Genomic DNA, 19208 nt, shown 5'->3' on the forward strand with positions numbered 1-19208 from the left:
GGCAAGCGGGGCATTCCGGACAGGCGATGACTGATTTTCAAAGCGCCCTTGCGCGCGCCCACGCCCATTCTCCGTTCCTTTCCATGGCGCTTGGACGTTTGCCTGAGCTGGAGGCGCTGCTGGCGGCGGGGGATGTCGAGGGGGCACTGGCGCGGGCCAAGGCGGCGGGCGAGGGCATGGACGATGCCGCCGTGGCCCTGCGGCGGGAGCGGCTGGCGCTGGCGCTGGTCGTGGCGGTTGGTGATCTGGCGGGGGCGTTTCCGCTGGGGCGCGTGGTGGGGGAGCTTTCGGACTTTGCCGACCGCTCGCTCGACCGGGCGATCGAGGCGGCAATCCGGCGGCGGGTGCCGGAGGCGGAGTCAGTAGGGTTCTGCGCGATTGCTTTGGGCAAGCATGGGGCGCGGGAGCTGAACTACTCGTCGGACATCGATCCGATCCTGCTTTATGATCCCGAGGTGCTGCCCCGGCGCGAGCGGGACGATCCGGCGGATGCGGCGCAGCGGGTGGCGCGGGCCATCATGGAGATCATGTCTTCGGTCACGGCCGAGGGCTATGTGTTCCGGGTGGACCTGCGGCTGCGACCGGCTTCGGAGGTCAGCCCCCTCGCCCTGCCTTTCGAGGCGGCGATCACCCATTATGAATCGAGCGCGCTGGCGTGGGAACGGGCCGCCTATATCCGGGCGCGCGCGGCTTCGGGCGATGTGGCGCGGGGGCAGGCGTTCCTCGATACGATCCGGCCTTTCGTGTGGCGTCGAAGCCTCGATTTCGGGGCGATTGCCGAGATCGGGCGGCTGACGACGCGGATTCGCGATCACTATTCGGCGGGGCAGGCGATCGGGCCGGGCTATGATCTGAAGCGCGGACGCGGGGGGATTCGCGAGGTCGAGTTCTTTGCCCAGACGCACCAGCTGATCCATGGCGGGCGCAATCCGGCGCTGCGACTGCGGGGGACGCGGGCGAGCCTTGATGCGCTGGCCGAGGCCGGGATCATCGGTGCGGAAGACGCAGCTGTCATGGGTGAGAGCTATGACCGGCTGCGGACGCTGGAGCATCGGTTGCAGATGGTGGCGGACCATCAGACGCATTCATTGCCGGGCGATGCGGCAGCGCTCGACAACGTGGCGCGGCTTGACGGGCTGGCGGACGGAGCGGCGCTCGTGGCAGAGCTGGCGGCGATATCGGAGACGGTCGGGCGGCGGTTCGATGCGCTGATCGAGACTTATGCGCCAACGGGTGCGGTGCAGATTGTCGCCGTGCCGGACCAGTCTGACCCGGTGGTGGATCGCTTTGCCGAGCGGGTGCAGGCCTGGGAAGGCGGGCAGTATCGCTGCCTGCGCTCTGCCGAGGCGCGCGAGGCCTTTGCGCGGATACGGCCGCAGCTGCTGCGCGCGCTGTGCGAGGCGCCGGACCCGGAGCGGGCGCTGCTGCGCTGGGAGCACTTGCTGGAAGGTTTGCCAAGCGCGATCAACGTGTTCCGCCTGCTGGAAGCGCGGCCCGGATTGCTCGCGGTGGTGATGCGTGTGCTGGCCCATGCGCCGACTTTGGCGGATGAGCTCGCGCGACGGTCTGATCTGCTCGACATCCTGATCGACCGTTCGGCGTTCGATCTGCCGGGGAGCGTGGCCGAGATTGCGGCGGAATTGTCGCGCGGGGAAGCGGGCGACGATTACCAGCGGTTGCTCGATACGGTGCGCCTGCGCGTGGGCGAGATGCGGTTTGCGCTGGGGGTGCAACTGGTCGAGGGACAGCGCGATCCGCTGGAGGTGGCGGCGGCGCTTTCGCGGGTGGCCGAGGCTTCGATCGAGGTGCTCGGGCGCGCGGCGATCGAGGAGTTTCGGGGCAATCATGGCGTGGTGCCGGGGAGCGATCTGGCGATTCTCGGGCTCGGGCGGCTGGGCGGCGCGGCGCTGACCCATGCGTCGGACCTTGATCTGGTGTTTCTGTTCAGCGGGGACCATGCGAGCGAATCCGATGGGCGCAGGCCGCTGGGGGCGACGCTCTATTTCAACCGGTTGGCGCAGCGGGTGATTGCGGCGCTTTCGGTGCCGACGGCGGCGGGCGCTCTCTACGAAGTGGACACGCGGCTGCGGCCTTCGGGTGCGCAAGGGCCGATCTCGGTTAGCCTCGACAGCTTCTCGCGCTATCAGTGCGAGGATGCCTGGACGTGGGAGCACATGGCCTTGTGTCGGGCGCGGGCGATGTTCGGGACGGAAGCGGACCGGGCGGCCCTTCAGGCGATCATCGCACGTGTGCTGGAGCGCCCGCGCGATCCGGCAAAGCTGCGCGCCGACGTGCTGGAGATGCGCGGGACGATGGCCGAGCACAAGCCGGCCAAGGGCCCGCTCGACGTGAAGCTGGCGCGCGGCGGGCTGGTGGACATCGAGTTCATGGTTCATTTCCTGCAATTGCGCGACCATCTGGCGCAGACGCCCGATCTTGGCGCGGCGGTGCAGCTGCTGGAAGACAAGGGACTGCTGCCCCAAGGCCTGCGCAAGGCGCATGATCTGCTGACGCGGTTGCTGGTGGTGGTGCGGCTGGTTGCCCCTGATGGCATGTTCCCGCCAGAGGCCAGCCGGGGCATCGTGGCCACATCGTGCGGGCTGGAAAGCTGGGACGCGCTGCTGGACGCGGTGACAGCCGCGCGGCATTGCGTCGCCCAAGGCTGGGCGCAAGTGTTCGATATTCAACTGGAGATTGCGGAATGAGCGAGCGGACAGGTGTGGGCGAAGCGTTCCCCGACATTGCGATGACGACGCCCGATGGTGGCAGCGTGAAAGCTTCGGACTTTGCGGGGCGCAAGCTGGTGGTGTTCTTCTACCCCAAGGACGACACGCCCGGCTGCACCACGGAAAACAAGGATTTTTCTGCGCTTTACGGTGAATTCAAGGCGGCAGGCATAGCCGTGCTAGGCGTGAGCAAAGACCCGCCCAAGAAGCATGTGAAGTTTGCCGAGAAGCACGGGCTGACCGCGCCGCTGGCTTCGGACGCGGAAGAAGGCGGCGTTTCGGACGCGCTGGGCATCTGGACCGAAAAGTCGATGTACGGGCGCACCTACATGGGCATGGAGCGCACGACCTATCTGGTGGGCGCGGATGGCAAGATCGCCCAGGTTTGGAACAAGGTGAAGGTCAAGGGTCACGCCGACGAGGTGCTGGCCGCTGCCAAGGCGCTCTGATCCAAGACGTCCTGTGACCGCCCCTTCCCTCGCCCGCGCAATCCGCGCGGCCATGCTGACGGCTGAGCCGACCGCCAAGGTGATGGCGACGCGCGATGTGGTGCGCCGATGGCGGGCGAGCGAGTTGGCCATGGTGTTCGACGTGGCGATGCCGGACGTTCCGGCGCGGCCAGAAAGGCCCGAACTGCTGCCGCCCGCCGCCATGCCCAAGCGCGGACGCGGGTCGGCACACGGGCGGCTCGCGCTGCTCCATGCGCTGGCGCATATCGAGTTCGTGGCGATCGACCTTGCGCTCGATGCGGCGGGGCGGTTCGGGGCGCAGATGGGGCGGCAGTTCGTCGGCGACTGGCTTTCGGTCGCCGCCGACGAGGCAATGCACTTTGACCTGATCGCGCGGAGACTGCGCACGCTCGGCAGCTTCTATGGCGCGATGCCGGCGCACGATGGGCTGTGGGACGCCGCGCGCGAAACGGCGCATGACGTGGCGGCGCGGCTGGCGATTGTGCCGATGGTGCTGGAGGCACGGGCGCTGGACGTGACGCCGATGACGGTCGAGCGGTTCCTGAAGGCAGGCGACGAGCGCTCCGCACGCATCCTGCAACGAATCGTTGACGACGAAATTCGCCATGTGCGCTTCGGCACAACACATTTCGCCGCAGTGTGTCAGATGAGGGGAGAATCGCCGCCCCGGCTCTGGAAAATGCTGGTCGAGCGGCACTTTCGCGGTGTGGTTAAGCCACCGTTCAACGACTCGGCGCGTCGATCAGCCGGTTTGTCGCGCGAAATGATGGCAGGGGTTGCCTGCCTGTAACCTGCCCCGCATACCCCAATTCACGAGATGGCGGGGGGTTCCGACCAACTCTGAAATTTCCCGGGTGGCAGGCCAAACACCTGTCTGCCGCCGCAAAACGGGTTCGCTCTGGGGGTTCAGGGCTTGCCGTTCCAAAGGTCGCACAGACCGGGAGCGGAGAGCCGAGAAAAAGGTCGCACAGGTCGTAATGTTGTTCAACACCAACACCTTCAAGACTGTATTCAGCGCCCTGACGGCGATTGTTGCATTCTCTTCCGCTCCGGCTTTCGCCAACAGCGCTTCCTCCGCAGACATCGCCGCACCGCTTCGCGCCGCCGAAGCTGCCAAGGCAGGCGTTTCGGCCGATCGCGGCGATGAAGAATTCCGCCGCCTCTTCGCCAGCTGGCAGCAGCTCGACAATGGCATCCTGCCTTCTTCGCGTCCCACCACCGCCCGCCGCGCTTCGGTTTCGATTCCGTCGCTGGTGCCCGTGTCGATGACCCGCCTTTCGAGCGGTTACGGCATGCGCGAGCACCCGGTGCTTGGTGGCCGCCGCGCCCACAAGGGCATCGATCTTTCCGCTCCGACCGGCACCCCGATCCGCGCCAGCGCAGACGGCGTCGTTGAAAAGGCCGAATGGTTCGGCGGCTACGGCCTGTTCGTCGGCCTCGACCACGGTGGCGGCATGGAAACGCGTTACGGCCACATGTCGCGCGTAGCGGTTGCCGAAGGGCAGCAGGTCCGCAAGGGCGACGTGATCGGCTATGTCGGTTCGACCGGCCGCTCGACCGGCCCGCACCTCCACTACGAAGTCCGCGTTGCCGGCGAAGCGGTCAACCCGCTCCCCTACATGCAGGGCAAGGGCGACTCGCTCTATGCCAGCAACGAGAAGGCCGAAGGCCGCGGCGGCCCCGAAGAGTAAGGCCGGAACAAACAAGAGCCCAGGGTCAAAAGGCCCGGTCTCTCAAGCGAAGCATCTTGGAGAGGATGCGGAAGAGGGCTCTGGTGACGGGGCCCTTTTCTTGTTGATGCACAGGGGAGCACTCCCCCTTTCTCCGAAGCGGCTACGTCGCTAAGCACATACGTCATTCGACGCGTATACCTGCTGCCGAAACCTCCCATAGTGCCAGACGGATAGCAGGCTTTGGCCTGCCCGTTTGACGCATATCGAGGGTCGGCAGATGGCAGGTGTTCAGGTTGGCAATCGGATCATCGGGGCGGATGCGCCGGTAACCGTGGGGTGGGAGAACCTGCCCAAGGTAGAAGGCGGTGCGTTCAAGCGCGCGTTCTTCACCTGGTTCCAGCCGGTTACCTTCTTCGGCTTCCTGCTGTTCTGGTACTATGCGCCCAACGAGTGGGCCGTGGCGTCCACCGGCATCGCGATCGGCATCGTGTTCAAGCTGGTGCTGCTGGGGCTGGAGTGGGTCAATCCCCGGCACCGTTCATGGCAGCTGACTTGGAAGGAGCTGGTGACCGACCTGTTCTATGTCGGGCTGGGTTATACCGTTCTGCGGATTGTCGACCAGTTCATCGGGTCTGACGCGATCATCGCCATGGTGCAGAGCAACTTCGATCTGGCGAAGGTGGCGTGGTTCACCGGGCTGCCGCTGCTGCTGCAGGCGTTCCTGATCTCGTTCATCTTCGACTTCGGGCAGTACTGGATGCATCGCGGCATGCACAACTGGTACCCGCTGTGGCTGACCCACGCGCCGCACCACTACATCACGCAGCTGAACATCAACAAGGGCGCGGTGGGCAATCCGGTGGAGCTGTTCCTGATCGGCCTTGGCATCGGGGGGTTCTTCGACTTCCTGCCGCGCGCGTTCCTGCTGGCGGGCACGTTCGGCCTCGCGGTGAGCACCTACCAGCACATCAACACCCGCTTCAACACGCCGCGCTGGTGGCGCTTCCTGTTCAACACGACCGAGCATCACAGCGTCCACCATTCGCAGGACTATGAAGCCACGCGCAGCAACTATGCCGGCACATGGATCATTATCGACCGCATGTTCGGCACCTGCGTCGATGGCGAGGCGGAGCTGCTGGGCATGGAAGGCGGACGCCGCATGCACATTCGCGAAGTGATGCACTATCCGTTCACCGAAGCGTGGAAGACGATCAAGGCCAAGCTTGGGCGCGGCGCGGGCATGCCCGAGACGGCGGTTCCGGCGGAATGAGCGGAACCGCGATTGCATCACCCTGGACGCAACCGGTGAGCCCGGAGAAGCCACGCGTGAACCTGCGCTTCATCGACTGGATCTGGACGGTGCGCGATGAAGTGCCGGTGCCCGAGGGCCTAAGCGCAGGCGAAGCGCTGGAGCGGGTTGCGCCGGTGCTCGACGAGCCGGACACGCAATATCAGCGCGACGGCGAGGGGCTGCGCTACACCAAGGGATCGCCTGCCGCGCAGGACCCGCTTTCGGTGTTCGAGAAGGGATCGCTGCGAGTGGAGGAAGCGCCGGGCGGGCTGGTGCTGCGCTACCGTCTGGTCAGCCGGTTCATGCTGTTCTGCTTCATCCTGCCGCTGGTGTTCGTGGGCTTCGGCCAGTTGACGCTGGCCGTGGCCGAATACCAGAAGGCGCAGGCCGAGGCGAAAGAGAAGGCCGAGGGCGCCAAGAAGGACGAGAAGAAGAAGGACGAGCCGGTCCTGACGCTCAACCCCGTCGACAAGTTCCTCGGCGCACCTGCGCCCGAAAAGCCCAAGGACGGCGAAGGAAAATCGCGCAAGCGCAAGCCTTCGGCAACGGCGGCTTACGTCTTCGCGGGGATATTTGCGTTTCTGTACCTTGTGGGGCGGTTTCTGGAACCGTGGCTGGTGCGGCGGACGTTTCGGCGGAAGTTGGCGGGGGAGGGTTAGGCGGGGGCGGGCTTAATCAACGTCCGCTGTTGGGCAATTGTGCGAAGGTGCTCAATGGCGGAATTGGGGTGAGAAGCGGCAATTTGGCACCCAAATCAAAAGCGGCTGAACACAATTTTCTCGGCGCAGTCGGGCCGGCACCTCAAAGTGAACGAGCCAAGACTGTCGTCAAATAAGATTGAAGTCGTCGCACCGTTCGGTCGAGCGACAACACGATTGCTCTCAATTTCGACAGGTTGTGCTGGATAGGCAACCATGCCGAATTTCATATGCTCAAGGGTAAAGCCTACCCGCAACCCGCGTGTTGTCATCACGCCATCAGAGAGCACGACGTCGGCGCAGCAGGGGTTGCGATATGTTCCGTTCACCCACTGCGGATCTGGCACAGACGAACTTACACCTACATACCAACCTATGGCCACGCCGACTAATGCCGCGAGCAGAAGCAGTTGAAACTTGGGTGTGGTTTCCATTGCTGCTGAGTAAATCCGATTACGAACGGCAGCAACGGCGTCGTGACCTGACAGGCAGCTTTAGTCAAAAACACTCCGAAAGCCAACGTTCTCGGCTTGTCTGCGCCAACGGTTGACTTCGGTGCCGGATGCGAAAGGTGGACGAGCGGGCATGGGGCGACGAAGGGCTGGCGCGTTCGTCGATTCGCTTGGGCCTAACCCCTCCTCCACCGCGCTGCGAAGAAGCCGTCGATGCCGCCTTGTTCTGCCAGCATGCCGGGATCGGAGCGGAAGCGGCCGTTGGTGGCGGTTAGGGTGGCGGGCAGTTCGGCGTCGGTGATGGGGGCGGGCGTGAGGGCGTCAAAGGCAAGGGCCTGAATTTCGCCCTCCTCGCGCTCCAGCGAGCAGACTGCATAGACCAGCGTGCCGCCCGGCGCGAGCCAGGTGGCGGCGCGTTCGAGCATGGCGGATTGCAGGGCGGTCAGCTCGGCAATGTGGGCCTGACGGTGGAGCACATCGGGGTGGCGGCGGCAGGTGCCGGTGGCGCTGCACGGGGCATCTAGCAGGATGGCATCGAACTGGCCTTCGGGCTGCAAGTTCAGGGCATCGGCGACGATGACCTCGGCGGTGAGGCCGCTGCGCTTGAGGTTTTCGGCAAGGCGTTCGGTGCGGCGGGCGGACTTGTCGAGCGCGGTGACCGACCAGCCGGCGGCGACGAGTTGCAGGGTCTTGCCGCCCGGCGCGGCGCAGAGATCGAGGGCGCGGCGGCCCTTGCCCTCGCCCAACAGGCGCGCGGGCACGCTGGCGGCGAGATCCTGTACCCACCATGCCCCTTCGCTGAAGCCTTCGAGCGCTTCGATGGCACCGGCGCGGGCGAGGCGGACGTGGCCGGGGGCGAGCGACTGGCCGCCGAGGCGTTCGGCCCATGCCTCGGTCTGCGAGGGATCACGCAAGGTGAGGTCAAGCGGGGGCGGGACGGCGAGGCCCTGGGCAATCGCATCCAGCCGTTCGGGCCATGCGACCTGCCAGCGCGCGGCGACGGCGGGCGGGAGCGTGGGAGCCTCGGGCAGCTTTGCGCCGCCTTTCGTGACGGCGGAGAACACGCCGTGGGCCAGGCGGCGCGGGCCACCGGTCAATAGCGGCAGGCCGGTGGCGACGATGGCGTGGCCGGGCAGGTTCAGGCGCAGGGCCTGAGCCAGCATCAGGCGCAGGACCGAGCGGACCTTGGCATCTTCGGGCAAGGCCTGCTTCGTCGCGCCATCGATCAGCGCATCGAGATCCGCCATCCAGCGGAGCGATTCCTGCACGATGGCCAGCGCCAGCGCACGGTCATCGCCGCGTTCGATCGCGCGCAGCACCGGGGGCGCGGCCTGATCGAGCGGATCGCCACGGTGCAGCACGGCATCGAGCAGCCGCAGCGCGGCGCGGCGGGCGGGGACGCCGGGGACTTCGTCGGCGGGTGTGGAACGGGACATGGCACGAGCCTATCGGCGCTTGTGCCCCAATATGCAATTGCAGTTCGGCCTGAGACGCGCCATCTGCAAGGGCATGGAAAAGCCCACTCCCCGTGCGACGAAGCGCCCCGCGGACTTCACCCCGCCCGCGCACTGGACCAACGATCCCGCGCCTGCGCCCAAGGCCATCGAGCGCGGGGATGATCCGGACGGCATCGACCCGACGCGTTTCGGGGACTGGGAGAAGAACGGGATCGCGATTGATTTTTGAGGGTTAGGCCTCATCGGAAGAGCAATGCTGATGCGATTGTTATTGGTTGCCTTGAGCGTTCTTCTGTCAGGGCAACAGGCAATCGCCGCAAGCCTGCCCGTCCAGTCTTTCAACACCTACAAGTCATGGTTTGTCGTATGCGATAACGGCTTGTCTTGCGTGGCAAAGTCATTGGGCCATAGCGAACGCGCATCACCCCCGGCCAGAAGCGTCTCCGGCGACCGGGATGATTATCCGGAGATTCACGCTTCCCAGATGAGCATACACCGCGCCGCTGGAGGACCAGATCGGCTTGAAGTTGAAATTGTCACCCAGGCGACGGTAGGGGATCACCCGGCAGTCGAGATAGATGGGCTGGTCTTTACACTCACTTCGCCTGCATGGCGCATAACCCGTGAAGACACTGAAACAGTCTTCACGACGCATGAGCCGTCCGTGGTGAGAGAGTTGATCAGGCGGCTCAGCAATGCGGACTCAATTGTTATCGGGGGCGAGAAAATCATCAGCCTCGATGGGCTGACGGCAGCACTTTTGCGCATAGACGAGAGACAAGGACTTGTGGGGACACAGGCCGCCCTCGTTCGGCAAGGTCCGAGACCTGCGTCTACAGTCAGGCCGGCACCATCGATACCGCTTGTTCCCCACCGGCCGATAGCAGCAGCCATACCTACGCAAGAAGCGCAACAGATTGAAGCAAGACTTCGCCGAAAGATGGAAGTCTCGCTGAAAGATTTTGACTGCGAGCGTGACAGCCTGACCGAGCCCTTTGAGGTCCACGGATTAACCGCAACCGACGCGCTCGTTCTCGTCGAATGCATCCGGGGAGCTTACCAGACATCATCGCTGGCTTTCATTGTCCAACGTAACGGGCGCGCCGTGAGACAAGTACGGCTCTCGACCCCCTACCTCGGTGCTACAGAAGATATGGCTAACGTTTCATGGTTCACGAATGCTTGGTTTGATCCAAAGACGGGAGAACTGGGCATGTTTGCCAAGGGTCGCGGTCTGGCAGACTGCGGCATGAGCGCAGCCTGGATCTGGAACGGTCAGGACTTCATTCTATCAGAAATGAGCTTGCAGGAAGCGTGCGGCGGTCCCTATCCAGATGACTGGCCTACACTATATCGTTCAAATCATTCCCCTCCACCATCCCGGATCAAGTCCGGGACGGTCCCCTCTCCCAGCCCTCTCCCCTGAAGGGGAGAGGGCTGGTTATCCCTCGATCACCTTGGCTTCGGGGTGGTGCTTGTCGAGGTGGGCTCGCAGGATCTTGAGGTTGCGGGAGTTGGAGCGGAAGAAGAGGTCGAAGGCGTCGCCGACCAGCGGCACGGCGCCGAGCGCGGTGTCGAAGGCGACGTTGGCGCCCATGCGCCAGAGCTTCCACTTGGGCAGGCCGAGATTGCGCGCTTCCCAAACGATATAGGCACCCATTGCGGCGGTCAGCACGTCGCCCAGCACCGGCACGAGACCGGCGATGGCGTCGAGGCCCACGTCGCGGCGGATGCCGGGGATGGTGAAGCTGCGTTCAAGCACGCGTTCGAGCATCTCCACACGCTGGCGCACCGAGGCCGCATCGTTGCCGAGGCCGGGCAGTTCGGGGCGCAGGCGCTGCGGGCGAGCGGCGTTGGAAGTGTGGTCCATGCCCCTTATCTGGGGAGCCATGCCATCGGGGGCAAGGGATGCCAGCCCCACGGGTTGGCGGCAAATCCCGAAGTGCCGCTGCGGACCATCGACCAGCGCAGGGGCCGCGCGATGGGAATGAAGCCGTTGGCCGACGTGATCTCGGCCTCGGCCTCGGCCAGAAGGGCGGCGCGGGCGGCGGGATCGGCGGACTTGCGCGCTTCGGCCACGCGCTCGTCTCCCACCGGGCTGCAGACCGCTTTCTGCACGGTGCACGACAGTTGGTTGAGGAACCAAGTGGCGCGGCCATAGCGCGCGGCCACGTCTATCAGGCGCAAGTCCGCGCGGTCCCTTTCACCGACGCGGCGGATAGACAGGCCGATGCGGGCGAAATCGGCCTGCAACTGCTCGAACACGCGGGCAGATCCCGGGCCGCCGGGCATTGCGATGTTGAGGGTGGGAATGCTCCTGCCCCCGCTTTTCCACGCAGAGACGCGCGCTGCGGCCTGGGTCTGACGTTCCTCCATCGACATGCCCTGCCAGCGTTCGCCGATGGTGCCGAGATCATCCTCGACATCGGGCGAGACGACGCGGGTGGTGGATTGCCAGCCGCCGATGTTGAAGCGGCCGATCAGGGCATCACGGTCAATCGCCATGGCCAGCGCCTCGCGGTTGGCGGAGGCGCCGAGGAAGCCTTGGGTGCTGTCGACCATCAGGCCGAACAGACCGATCACCGGATCGAGCTGGACGTTGCCGCGGGTGAGACCGATGGAGCCGGCCAGCGGGATCGTATCGATCCGGCCGCCGAGCAGGACATCGGCATAGCCATCGTTGAACAGTGTGACGGCCTTGTCGGGCGTGGTGAAGGTGAGAGCGAGCTTGCGGGCGCGGCGTGCGAAATCGGGCTGCGTGGGCAGGCCGCGCTGTTCGGGCGGGATCAGGGTGAAGACCTGCGCGCCTTTTTCGTCGCTGGCCTCATCATTGCCGCGCACCATCGGGCCGGTGCCCTTGCCGCGCCAGGTGAGGGCGAGTTCGGGCTGGGCGAGCAGGGTGAGCAGTTCGGGGACCGGGGCAGACAGATCGATCTCGATCACGCGGTCAGCCATGACGCGGACCTCGTCGATCGCGGCGAGATCGAGGCCGAGCGCCCTGCCCTTGAGTCCCGCAAAGGTCTTGCGCAAGCCGGCAGCGGCGGCATCGGCGGTGATGCGCTTGCCATCCGGCCAGGTGCCATCGCGCAGGCGGAAAATGTAGCTCTGGCCGTTATCGGTGACGATCCAGCGATCAGCCAGAGCGGGGACGACTCGGCCCTGTTCGTCAAAGCCAACGAGGCCTTCGTGCGTTGCCGAGCGGACAAGCTGTGCGGCGGGGGACAGGCGCAGGCCCTGTTCCTTGAGCGCGCCGGAATCGCCCATCACCGCGATCTCGAGCGTACCGTCACGCGACTTGCCGCAGGCGCAGAGCGCGAGAGTCATGGCTGCAATGACGGCAGGACGCAGGATCATCCTGGGAGCCTAGGCCAGCAGGCCCGATGCGTCCAGAAGGTCAGATCTTGCGCAGGGGACCGACGTGGGTGGAGATCGCGGGCTTGACGAAACGCGGCGTGGACGGGCCGGTGCCGACCGGTGCACGCGCCAGCTTGGGATCAACTTCCTCGATAAAGGCAATGCCGAAGCGGTTGTCCTGGATCCACGCAACCACGCCATCGACCCAGCCGATGTTACGCAGGTTGACCTCTACAGGGGTGCCGCGCAGCACCTTCATCGCGCCTTCGGCCATCATGCCGCCGGCCGACAGGTTGCGCACTTTCACGCGGTGCTCTGCCTCGGACCCTGCAAGGCGCACTTCCGCCATCAGGAACAGGCTGTCGCGCCCCAATTGCCGATGGTCGATGCTTTTCACCAAAGGTCCTGCCGTTCCCTAGTTGCCCACGCCTGCGGAGGCTTCCGCACCCGCGTGAGCGGGCATAGCGCATGTTCGTCGCTTCTTCCTAAACGGGCAAGGTAAACAAGGGATTAGCGCGCGCTTGCGTTAACCTGATTGTCATGGTTGGGGGGCCGCCCGAAGGCAGCCCCGTCCATCACATATCGCGCGAGATTTTCTCTCTGCGTTCATGGGCTTCCTGCGCTTCGACCGTCATCGTCGCGATCGGACGGGCGATCAGACGGCCAAGGCCGATCGGCTCGCCGGTCACTTCGCAGTAACCATATTCGCCTTCATCGATCCGGCGCATGGCGGAATCGATCTTGGCGATCAGCTTGCGCTGGCGATCGCGGGTGCGCAGTTCGATGCCCCAGTCGGTCTCGCTCGAAGCGCGGTCGTTGAGGTCAGGTTCGCGAATCGGGCCGTCCTGCAGTGCCGACAATGTGCCGGCGGCGGCAGAGAGGATCGACTTCTTCCATTCAAGCAGCAGGCGCCGGAAATAATCCTGCTGCGCCTCGTTCATGTAGGGTTCGCTGTCACTAGGAACATAGTCACCTGGCAGGGCGCGTCGCGCTTTTGCCAGAACGTCAATCTCGTCACTCAAGACCCCAGCCATTCGGCCCTCCGCATAACAAGCTATCCGCCCCTCCCGGCCTGCATTCTCCCCGCCCGTTTTCCCCGGCGAGCGCGCAGGCTCATCTGCTGGCGCGCCTATAGGATTGGCCCGTGACGCGCACAAGCACTTATACCAACCTGCACTGACCCTGACCCATGAGGATTGCCATATCCAGCTTGCTGGCGAGGAACAGCCGAAGCCGCGATGTGGTTCATCGTGGCAAGGCTGCGACGAAGTCCAGCGGGCTGGATATGGCAACCCTGCGGGCGGTTTCTGGCGGCTATCGGACAGCGTCGCGTCCTCGTGACGATGCACCACATCGCCCCTTCGGCCGCTTCTTGCCGATAACCGCCAGAAACCGTCCTCATGGGTCAGGGTCAGTGCAGGTTGGTATTAGGCGGAGATATGATGCATTAATGACGACTTAAGGGTGAGCGGGCGCACAGAGTTTTCCCAAACTGTTTCCGGCTGAAACTGATTGCGGGTGGCGTTAACCATTTGTTGACCAAGATCGTTGACCTTTGCCTTGTCGGAAGTCCGGGGGTTCGGACTTCCTGAAGGGGGTAAAAGGTTATGGGACAAGCCTGGATCAAGCTGGTCGCGGACGAAGCCGCACCAATCGCCGAATCGCATGATATTGCCGACCTGCTGGTGGCAACGTGTCTGGCTGCCGCAGCGAACGGCGACAGCAACGCGCTGTTCGATCTGGGCGTGGCCTATTCGACCGGCAGCCACGGCGTCGACTGCGACCTGATCGAGGCGCACAAGTGGTTCAACCTCGCCGCTGTTGGCGGGCACGACGAAGCTGCACAGTGCCGTGCGGATGTAGCCGACGAGATGACGGCGCGGGAGATCGCCGAGGCCCAGCGCCGGGCGCGGGAATGGCTGCGGAGCGGTCGGGCGGCGGCTTGATTTGGAAAAATCGCGCTAGGATTTTCTGTTCCGCGCAATAACGTCGTCTGCTGTCCGCAAGACGTAGGTTGAATCCGGAGCTGCGAAAGCCTCAGCCAATGTGCGCTTGAGACGCTCGAAAGCAACGACATCTGAACCATCCGAAAGACCGGCTTCTTTGACGTGGGCATCGCAAATCGCAGTTCGTTTCATTCACGGGCCTCCTGCCTGACTCATAGCATCTCCGTCGAGGCGGCCAACTCCGTGAATTCAGCCGACAGCCGGAACTTGTTTAGCCGCGCTGACCTTCGGTTCTGCGTCTATCTCTCGACCGGGAGCCTCCGCGCTCTGGGGTAGATGGATGCTGAAACGAGTTCAGCATGACGAGCTTGCGGTAACGAGCGCGGCTCCTCTCACACCTTCCTGAACGGCGTCCTCGTGCCCAGCACCATCTGGTCCTGCGCCACCCCTGCGCGTTCGCGTTCGAGAAAATCGGCCACGGCGCTGCGGAAGTTCGGGTCGGCGATGTAGTGGGCCGAGAGGGTCTGGACGGGTTCGTAGCCTCGCGCCAGCTTGTGGCCGCCTTGGGCGCCCGCTTCTACGCGTGACAGCCCGAGTGCGATGGCGGCGTCTATCGCCTGATAGTAGCAGAGTTCGAAGTGGAGGAAGGGCTTCTCCACCACGGCGCCCCAGTAGCGGCCATAGAGCGCATCCTTGCCAATGAAGTTGAGGGCGCCTGCCACCGGTTCGTCGCCGTCGAAGGCGAGGACGAGGAGGACCTTGTCGGCCATGCGTTCGCCGATCAGATCGAAGGCGGCGCGGGTCAGGTAGGGGCGGCCCCATTTGCGCATGCCCGTATCCTGATAGAACACCCAGAAGGCGTCCCAGTGCTCGGGGCGGATGGCATCGCCGGTGAGTTGGCGGATTTCGACGCCGTCCTGCGCCTTGGCGCGCTCCTTGCGCAGGTTCTTGCGCTTTTCGGAACTCAGTGCGCCGAGGAAATCGGCGAAGCTGGAATAGCCGCGGTTCTCCCAGTGGAACTGGATGTCCGAGCGGGGGAGCCAGCCGGCCTGTTCGAACAGGGGCATCTGGGCGGGTTCTATGAAAGTGGCGTGGGCCGAGGAGAGGCCGTTGTTGTCGCACAGTTGTTCGGCAGCGCGCAGGAGCGGGAGGGCAAGGTCCGAGCGGTCTCCCAGCAGCAGGCGGGGGCCGGTGGCGGGGGTGAAGGGGGCGGCAATCTGGAGCTTGGGGTAGTAGTTGCCCCCTGCCCTCGTCCATGCGTCCGCCCACGAATGGTCGAACACGTATTCGCCCTGACTGTGGCTCTTGAGATAGGCAGGCAGCGCGGCGGCGGGCTTGCCGTCATCGCCTTCGATCACGATGGGCAGCGGGGACCAGCCGGAGCGGCCGCCGACCGAGCCGGAGTCCTCGAGCAGTTGCAGGAAAGCGTGGGATATAAATGGATTGCCGTCGCCTGCCAGCCGGTCCCAGTCCTCGGCGGCGATTTCCGAGACGGACTTGTGAATGCGCGCGGTATAGGTCACGCGAGGGTCATGCCCCGACGCCTGCGCCCTCGGCAATAGGTCCATCGGCACAGTCGGCCGCGCGGGCGGCCAGGTCAGCGGAGCGAACGGTCCATGTCAGGACGGGGAAGCCGCGCTTGCGCTGGGCGGCGGTGAACTTGCTCGGCAGGTCGCGGACGTCCCAGGCGAGGAACTGCGGACGGGCCTGCCAGAAGGCGAGATGCAGCTTCAGCGTTGCGGGAATCGTGCGCTTGCCCTCCTCGGTCACGACGAGGCCGTGGACGATGTGGGGCGAATGGCGGGCGAACCAGCGGCTGACGCGGGGATCGAAGCTCATCACCGCGACCTGTCCGCGATAGCCTTCGAGCGCGCGACGGACGGCGAGGCACAAGGGGGCGACGCGGATATCGCGCTTGGATTTCAGCTCGATCAGCAACGGGGCGCGGCCTGCGACCTGGTCGAGGAACGCGCGCAAGGTGGGGATGCAGTCGGTGCTGCCGGAGAGCTGGATCTTTGCCAGCGCATCGGCACGGCGTTCGATCACCGGGCCGGTCTCGGCGGTCAGGCGGTCAAGCTCCCAATCGTGGAAGACGACCGCCTGTCCATCAGCCGTGCGCTGGACATCACATTCGATGCCCATCCCGCGCTCGATGGCGAGAGTGAAGGAGGTGGGGGAGTTTTCGGGCACACTGTTCCCGTGCAGGCCACGGTGGGCGTAAGCCACGCCGCGCAGCCAGCCGACCCGCGCCTGATCGGGCGCGGGGACGAGCCAGCGGTCAAGCAGGGCGAACAGCAAGGACAGCATCGACTTCCACCGCAGCGCCGAGCGGCAGGACCGGAACGCCGACCGCGCTGCGTGCGTGCTTTCCGGCATCGCCAAAGGCCGCAACCATCAGTTCGGAAGCACCGTTGGCAACTTTGGGCTGATCGGTGAAGGTACCGGTCGAGCTGATGAAGGCGCCGAGCTTGACCACGCGCTCCACCCGGTCGAGCGAGCCGAGGGCTGCCTTGACCTGCGCGAGGATCATCAGGCCGCAAGCCTGTGCTGCAACAGCGCCCTGTTCCAGGCTGACATCTTCGCCAAGACGGCCGGTGACCAGCTTGCCGTCGATGAAGGGGAGCTGGCCCGAGACATGGAGCAATCCGTTCGCCTCGACCGTGGGCACATAGGCGGCCACGGGCGCGGCGGCCTGCGGCAGCGTGTGCCCGAGGGCAGCCAGCCTTGCTTCAACGGAATCGGTCACGCGTCTTCTCCATGTATCTGTTCAAGTATCCAGGGCAGCGCCGCTTCCCAATCATCGATGCGGGCGTGGGCGTGGCCGGCCTGGTGGGCACAATCGATATGCGGAGCGAGCAGCGGCTCGCCGCACAAGTGCAGGCGGATCACGTCCGGCGTCAATTGCGAGACCGAATCGTGGTGCTGCGGCAGGTCGTCGATGAACAGGGCGCGCGAGGGATTGTACTCGTCGAGGATCGCCTTGAGCGCGGGGCCCTTCGGTCCCTGATTGGTGAAGACGCGGGCATTGATGCCCACATCGGCCAGCTGGCGCGCGCGCATGTCGCGGCGGTGGTCGTTAAGGTTGGTCAGGATCACGACGTCGGCGTCTTTGCCCACTGCGTTGATGCCCGCAACCGCCCCTGCGATGGCCTGCTGACGATACATCTCGGTATCGAAGAACTTGTTGAGCAGGCTCCATATCTGTTCGGGCGGCACCAGTTCACCGCTTTGCGTATAGCGCAGGGCCTTCGAGAAATCGGCGTTGTCCATCTTGAAGGTCACGCCCTGGCTCTCGCCCAGCCAGTCACGGAATGGGGCGACCATGTGCAGCAGCACCTCGTCGCAATCGCTGACGATCAGGGGGCGGCTACTCATGACAATTCCTTCCGGGCGGCAATCAGGGTTTCGGGCGAGATGTCGAGCGCGAAAGCCGCATTGACAAGGTCTGCCTCGTGGTTGGCGAGAAAATCGAGCACGGCGCCGAGCATGGCCGGATCGCCCAGTCGCTCGCGCAGCTCATCGGGCGTCAGGCCGGTGAGCGCGAGGAAGCGCTCTGCCCGGTCACCATCGGACAGGACCCAGCCCAATGCCTGCAGCGCCAGCGCGGCGGGATCGACGGGGGAGGAAGGCTCTCGAATGATTGTCAGGGCCTTTCACGGGCAATAAGGGTGGCGCGGTGTGCTTTCGGAAACAGGCGTGTCAGTGGCAAAAAGAATTCTGGTTGTCGAGGACAACGACCTCAACCGCAAGCTGTTCTGCGACCTGCTGCGCGCCAAGGGCTTCGAGGTCGAGCCGGTGGCCGACGGGCGCGAGGCGATCGAGAAAACCCGCCTGTTCATGCCGCAACTGGTGGTGATGGACATCCAGCTGCCCAACGTCTCAGGGATAGACCTGATCGAGGCGATCAAGGCCGACGACGAGCTGAAGGCGATCCCGATCCTTGCCGTGACGGCCTATGCCGGAAAGGGCGATGAAGAGACGATCCGCGCGGCGGGGGCGGAAGGCTATCTGGCCAAGCCGGTTTCGATCGGGCCGTTCATGGCGGCGGTGAACGCGCTGGTTTGAGAGGGTCGTGGGAGCACTGCCCACCCCCGACCCCTCCCGCCTGCGGGAGGGGAGTAGAAGTTACATCGCTGCGGCCGCGCTGTGCGCGTGTTCGATGATGAAAGTGACGACCGTCAGGCAGAGGCCCGCCATGAAGCTCTTGTAGGCGTAGGCGAGGTATTTGTACTTCTTGCGCTGGAGCACCTGCCCGTTCTGGTAAATGTCGTGCAGCATGGTCCGGAACACGGTTTCGTCGGCGTGGAGTTCGGACAGGATGGACTCGGTCCATTCACCCTCGTCCATGTGGGTGAAGTAGCCGAAGAACAGCTTGTTGGGCTTGCCGTCGTTCAGCTTGGCCGCCTTCGGGCCGCTGACCGAGGGCAGCACCGCGAAGACCGCGCACATTGCCGAGATGAAGGCGAACAGCGCCAGCACGCCCAGCGACCAGGGCATCGCCCCGCTCTTGGCCTGGCCCACGGCGATGGTGAACACGAGGAACGTCGCGCCCATCAGGATCGAGGCCTTGGTATCGGCCATCTGGCTTAAGGTCAGGTTGATCTGCTGCGAGGTGCGCACCAAATGGATCGCGTGGTTGGAGTAGCCTGATGGCGAGGGCAGCGAGGGTGCCGCCAAGGGCTGATCGGTGTTTCCCTCAATCTGTGCCATGTTTCCCCTCGCCCGTTTTTGCCGGTTATCCGTATTTCCGGGGATGACACAGAGGCAGCGTGCTTGACAAGCGGCGGCATTGGCCGCTTTTCGGCCTTAATCGTCTGGCAGGGGGCCTCTCCTGCTCCTTGGAGAAGAATTGATGGACCGCGCCCAAACCGCCGAAATGATCGCCGAACTGATCGAACCCTTCAACAAGAAGGGCATCACGGTCACCGAAGCGACCACTTTTGCCGGCGACCTCGAATGGGACAGCCTGACGGTGATGGACTTCGTGGCGGCCATCGAGGACGACTTCGACATCATCATCAGCATGAACCAGCAGGCCGAGATCGAGACCTATGGCCAGCTGATCGACGCGGTGACGAAGCTTCAGGGTTGAGGCAACCAGCCGCCCGCCACCGCTCGTCCTGAGCCTGTCGAAGGAC

Annotated in this window: 23 protein-coding genes; 11 read left to right on the plus strand and 12 right to left on the minus strand. The window is 64.7% G+C overall.

The window, feature by feature from the left end:
• Nucleotides 1-26: 26 nt before the first annotated feature.
• The 6 genes from ACZ1JW_RS03595 (at nt 27) to ACZ1JW_RS03620 (ending at nt 6822) form a co-directional block, all read left to right on the plus strand.
• A complete protein-coding gene (locus ACZ1JW_RS03595) occupies nt 27-2705 on the plus strand; it encodes a bifunctional [glutamine synthetase] adenylyltransferase/[glutamine synthetase]-adenylyl-L-tyrosine phosphorylase (RefSeq protein ID WP_465141978.1) in 2679 nt (892 codons plus the stop codon).
• Complete coding sequence (locus tag ACZ1JW_RS03600; protein WP_465141979.1) at nt 2702-3175, plus strand: peroxiredoxin; 474 nt, start codon at nt 2702-2704, stop codon at nt 3173-3175. The genes ACZ1JW_RS03595 and ACZ1JW_RS03600 overlap by 4 nt, the downstream gene beginning before the upstream one ends.
• Before the next feature lie 52 nt (nt 3176-3227).
• Nucleotides 3228-3986, plus strand: a complete 759-nt coding sequence (locus tag ACZ1JW_RS03605) for a ferritin-like domain-containing protein (protein WP_465142724.1) — start codon at nt 3228-3230, stop codon at nt 3984-3986.
• Between the two features lie 187 nt (nt 3987-4173).
• The gene (locus ACZ1JW_RS03610; protein WP_465124844.1) at nt 4174-4887 is read left to right on the plus strand and encodes a M23 family metallopeptidase; all 714 of its coding nucleotides are present in this window, start codon (nt 4174-4176) and stop codon (nt 4885-4887) included.
• 259 nt (nt 4888-5146) lie between these two features.
• On the plus strand, nt 5147-6142 hold the full coding sequence (locus tag ACZ1JW_RS03615; RefSeq protein ID WP_465141980.1) for a sterol desaturase family protein: 996 nt from the start codon (nt 5147-5149) through the stop codon (nt 6140-6142).
• Between the two features lie 56 nt (nt 6143-6198).
• Nucleotides 6199-6822, plus strand: coding sequence for a hypothetical protein (locus tag ACZ1JW_RS03620; protein ID WP_465141981.1), 624 nt, complete (start codon nt 6199-6201; stop codon nt 6820-6822).
• 95 nt (nt 6823-6917) lie between these two features.
• Here ACZ1JW_RS03620 and ACZ1JW_RS03625 read toward each other — a convergent pair whose 3' ends face one another.
• Nucleotides 6918-7295 carry a hypothetical protein gene (locus ACZ1JW_RS03625; RefSeq protein WP_465124841.1) on the minus strand — a complete coding sequence of 126 codons (378 nt, stop codon included), beginning with the start codon at nt 7293-7295 and terminating at the stop codon, nt 6918-6920.
• A 194-nt stretch (nt 7296-7489) separates the two neighbouring features.
• Nucleotides 7490-8749 carry an RsmB/NOP family class I SAM-dependent RNA methyltransferase gene (locus ACZ1JW_RS03630; protein WP_465141982.1) on the minus strand — a complete coding sequence of 420 codons (1260 nt, stop codon included), beginning with the start codon at nt 8747-8749 and terminating at the stop codon, nt 7490-7492.
• Between the two features lie 73 nt (nt 8750-8822).
• Between ACZ1JW_RS03630 and ACZ1JW_RS03635 the strand changes: the two genes are divergently transcribed.
• A complete protein-coding gene (locus ACZ1JW_RS03635) occupies nt 8823-8999 on the plus strand; it encodes a DUF1674 domain-containing protein (protein ID WP_144902911.1) in 177 nt (58 codons plus the stop codon).
• Between the two features lie 24 nt (nt 9000-9023).
• Nucleotides 9024-10196 (plus strand): DUF1176 domain-containing protein, encoded by a 1173-nt coding sequence (locus tag ACZ1JW_RS03640; RefSeq protein WP_465141983.1) that lies wholly within the window; start codon nt 9024-9026, stop codon nt 10194-10196.
• Between the two features lie 15 nt (nt 10197-10211).
• On the opposite strand, the gene ACZ1JW_RS03645 is transcribed toward ACZ1JW_RS03640, so the two are convergent.
• From ACZ1JW_RS03645 to dksA, 4 genes are all read right to left on the minus strand, one after another.
• The gene (locus ACZ1JW_RS03645) at nt 10212-10640 is read right to left on the minus strand and encodes a DUF4112 domain-containing protein (protein ID WP_465141984.1); all 429 of its coding nucleotides are present in this window, start codon (nt 10638-10640) and stop codon (nt 10212-10214) included.
• A gap of 5 nt (nt 10641-10645) precedes the next feature.
• On the minus strand, nt 10646-12124 hold the full coding sequence (locus tag ACZ1JW_RS03650) for an ABC transporter substrate-binding protein (protein WP_465141985.1): 1479 nt from the start codon (nt 12122-12124) through the stop codon (nt 10646-10648).
• A gap of 40 nt (nt 12125-12164) precedes the next feature.
• Nucleotides 12165-12521 (minus strand): PilZ domain-containing protein, encoded by a 357-nt coding sequence (locus ACZ1JW_RS03655; protein WP_465124836.1) that lies wholly within the window; start codon nt 12519-12521, stop codon nt 12165-12167.
• Nucleotides 12522-12699: 178 nt separating this feature from the next.
• A complete protein-coding gene (gene dksA / locus ACZ1JW_RS03660) occupies nt 12700-13158 on the minus strand; it encodes an RNA polymerase-binding protein DksA (protein WP_144902917.1) in 459 nt (152 codons plus the stop codon).
• Between the two features lie 573 nt (nt 13159-13731).
• On the opposite strand from dksA, the gene ACZ1JW_RS03665 reads away from it, so the two are divergent.
• Nucleotides 13732-14070, plus strand: coding sequence for an SEL1-like repeat protein (locus tag ACZ1JW_RS03665; protein WP_465124835.1), 339 nt, complete (start codon nt 13732-13734; stop codon nt 14068-14070).
• Between the two features lie 392 nt (nt 14071-14462).
• On the opposite strand, the gene ACZ1JW_RS03670 is transcribed toward ACZ1JW_RS03665, so the two are convergent.
• From ACZ1JW_RS03670 to ACZ1JW_RS03690, 5 genes are read right to left on the minus strand one after another with little or no spacing between them, the layout of a single operon-like run.
• Complete coding sequence (locus tag ACZ1JW_RS03670) at nt 14463-15593, minus strand: GNAT family N-acetyltransferase (RefSeq protein WP_465141986.1); 1131 nt, start codon at nt 15591-15593, stop codon at nt 14463-14465.
• Nucleotides 15594-15600: 7 nt separating this feature from the next.
• A complete protein-coding gene (locus ACZ1JW_RS03675; RefSeq protein WP_465141987.1) occupies nt 15601-16377 on the minus strand; it encodes a glycerophosphodiester phosphodiesterase family protein in 777 nt (258 codons plus the stop codon).
• Complete coding sequence (locus ACZ1JW_RS03680) at nt 16349-16816, minus strand: RidA family protein (RefSeq protein WP_465141988.1); 468 nt, start codon at nt 16814-16816, stop codon at nt 16349-16351. The genes ACZ1JW_RS03675 and ACZ1JW_RS03680 overlap by 29 nt, the downstream gene beginning before the upstream one ends.
• Nucleotides 16813-17445 carry an HAD family hydrolase gene (locus ACZ1JW_RS03685; protein ID WP_465141989.1) on the minus strand — a complete coding sequence of 211 codons (633 nt, stop codon included), beginning with the start codon at nt 17443-17445 and terminating at the stop codon, nt 16813-16815. Before ACZ1JW_RS03685 ends, ACZ1JW_RS03680 begins: the two co-directional genes overlap by 4 nt.
• Nucleotides 17442-17657: a DUF3572 domain-containing protein gene (locus tag ACZ1JW_RS03690; RefSeq protein WP_465141990.1), complete on the minus strand. Its 216-nt coding sequence runs from the start codon at nt 17655-17657 to the stop codon at nt 17442-17444. Before ACZ1JW_RS03690 ends, ACZ1JW_RS03685 begins: the two co-directional genes overlap by 4 nt.
• A 115-nt stretch (nt 17658-17772) precedes the next feature.
• On the opposite strand from ACZ1JW_RS03690, the gene ACZ1JW_RS03695 reads away from it, so the two are divergent.
• Nucleotides 17773-18135: a response regulator gene (locus tag ACZ1JW_RS03695; RefSeq protein WP_465124828.1), complete on the plus strand. Its 363-nt coding sequence runs from the start codon at nt 17773-17775 to the stop codon at nt 18133-18135.
• 60 nt (nt 18136-18195) lie between these two features.
• Here ACZ1JW_RS03695 and ACZ1JW_RS03700 read toward each other — a convergent pair whose 3' ends face one another.
• Nucleotides 18196-18780: a Pycsar system effector family protein gene (locus ACZ1JW_RS03700; RefSeq protein WP_465141991.1), complete on the minus strand. Its 585-nt coding sequence runs from the start codon at nt 18778-18780 to the stop codon at nt 18196-18198.
• A gap of 142 nt (nt 18781-18922) precedes the next feature.
• Here ACZ1JW_RS03700 and ACZ1JW_RS03705 point away from each other — a divergent pair, with 142 nt between their 5' ends.
• Nucleotides 18923-19162 carry an acyl carrier protein gene (locus ACZ1JW_RS03705; protein WP_465141992.1) on the plus strand — a complete coding sequence of 80 codons (240 nt, stop codon included), beginning with the start codon at nt 18923-18925 and terminating at the stop codon, nt 19160-19162.
• The last annotated feature ends 46 nt before the right edge of the window (nt 19163-19208 follow it).

The organism is Novosphingobium sp. BL-A-28-Hi1-0D (genome assembly GCF_055521755.1).

Coding starts and splice junctions, on each gene's coding strand:
- ACZ1JW_RS03595 (WP_465141978.1), top strand. CDS start 27: ATGACTGATTTTCAAAGCGCCCTTGCGCGCGCCCACGCCCATTCTCCG.
- ACZ1JW_RS03600 (WP_465141979.1), top strand. CDS start 2,702: ATGAGCGAGCGGACAGGTGTGGGCGAAGCGTTCCCCGACATTGCGATG.
- ACZ1JW_RS03605 (WP_465142724.1), top strand. CDS start 3,228: ATGCTGACGGCTGAGCCGACCGCCAAGGTGATGGCGACGCGCGATGTG.
- ACZ1JW_RS03610 (WP_465124844.1), top strand. CDS start 4,174: ATGTTGTTCAACACCAACACCTTCAAGACTGTATTCAGCGCCCTGACG.
- ACZ1JW_RS03615 (WP_465141980.1), top strand. CDS start 5,147: ATGGCAGGTGTTCAGGTTGGCAATCGGATCATCGGGGCGGATGCGCCG.
- ACZ1JW_RS03625 (WP_465124841.1), bottom strand. CDS start 7,295: ATGGAAACCACACCCAAGTTTCAACTGCTTCTGCTCGCGGCATTAGTC.
- ACZ1JW_RS03630 (WP_465141982.1), bottom strand. CDS start 8,749: ATGTCCCGTTCCACACCCGCCGACGAAGTCCCCGGCGTCCCCGCCCGC.
- ACZ1JW_RS03635 (WP_144902911.1), top strand. CDS start 8,823: ATGGAAAAGCCCACTCCCCGTGCGACGAAGCGCCCCGCGGACTTCACC.
- ACZ1JW_RS03640 (WP_465141983.1), top strand. CDS start 9,024: ATGCTGATGCGATTGTTATTGGTTGCCTTGAGCGTTCTTCTGTCAGGG.
- ACZ1JW_RS03645 (WP_465141984.1), bottom strand. CDS start 10,640: ATGGACCACACTTCCAACGCCGCTCGCCCGCAGCGCCTGCGCCCCGAA.
- ACZ1JW_RS03650 (WP_465141985.1), bottom strand. CDS start 12,124: ATGATCCTGCGTCCTGCCGTCATTGCAGCCATGACTCTCGCGCTCTGC.
- dksA (WP_144902917.1), bottom strand. CDS start 13,158: ATGGCTGGGGTCTTGAGTGACGAGATTGACGTTCTGGCAAAAGCGCGA.
- ACZ1JW_RS03665 (WP_465124835.1), top strand. CDS start 13,732: ATGGGACAAGCCTGGATCAAGCTGGTCGCGGACGAAGCCGCACCAATC.
- ACZ1JW_RS03675 (WP_465141987.1), bottom strand. CDS start 16,377: ATGCTGTCCTTGCTGTTCGCCCTGCTTGACCGCTGGCTCGTCCCCGCG.
- ACZ1JW_RS03685 (WP_465141989.1), bottom strand. CDS start 17,445: ATGAGTAGCCGCCCCCTGATCGTCAGCGATTGCGACGAGGTGCTGCTG.
- ACZ1JW_RS03700 (WP_465141991.1), bottom strand. CDS start 18,780: ATGGCACAGATTGAGGGAAACACCGATCAGCCCTTGGCGGCACCCTCG.
- ACZ1JW_RS03705 (WP_465141992.1), top strand. CDS start 18,923: ATGGACCGCGCCCAAACCGCCGAAATGATCGCCGAACTGATCGAACCC.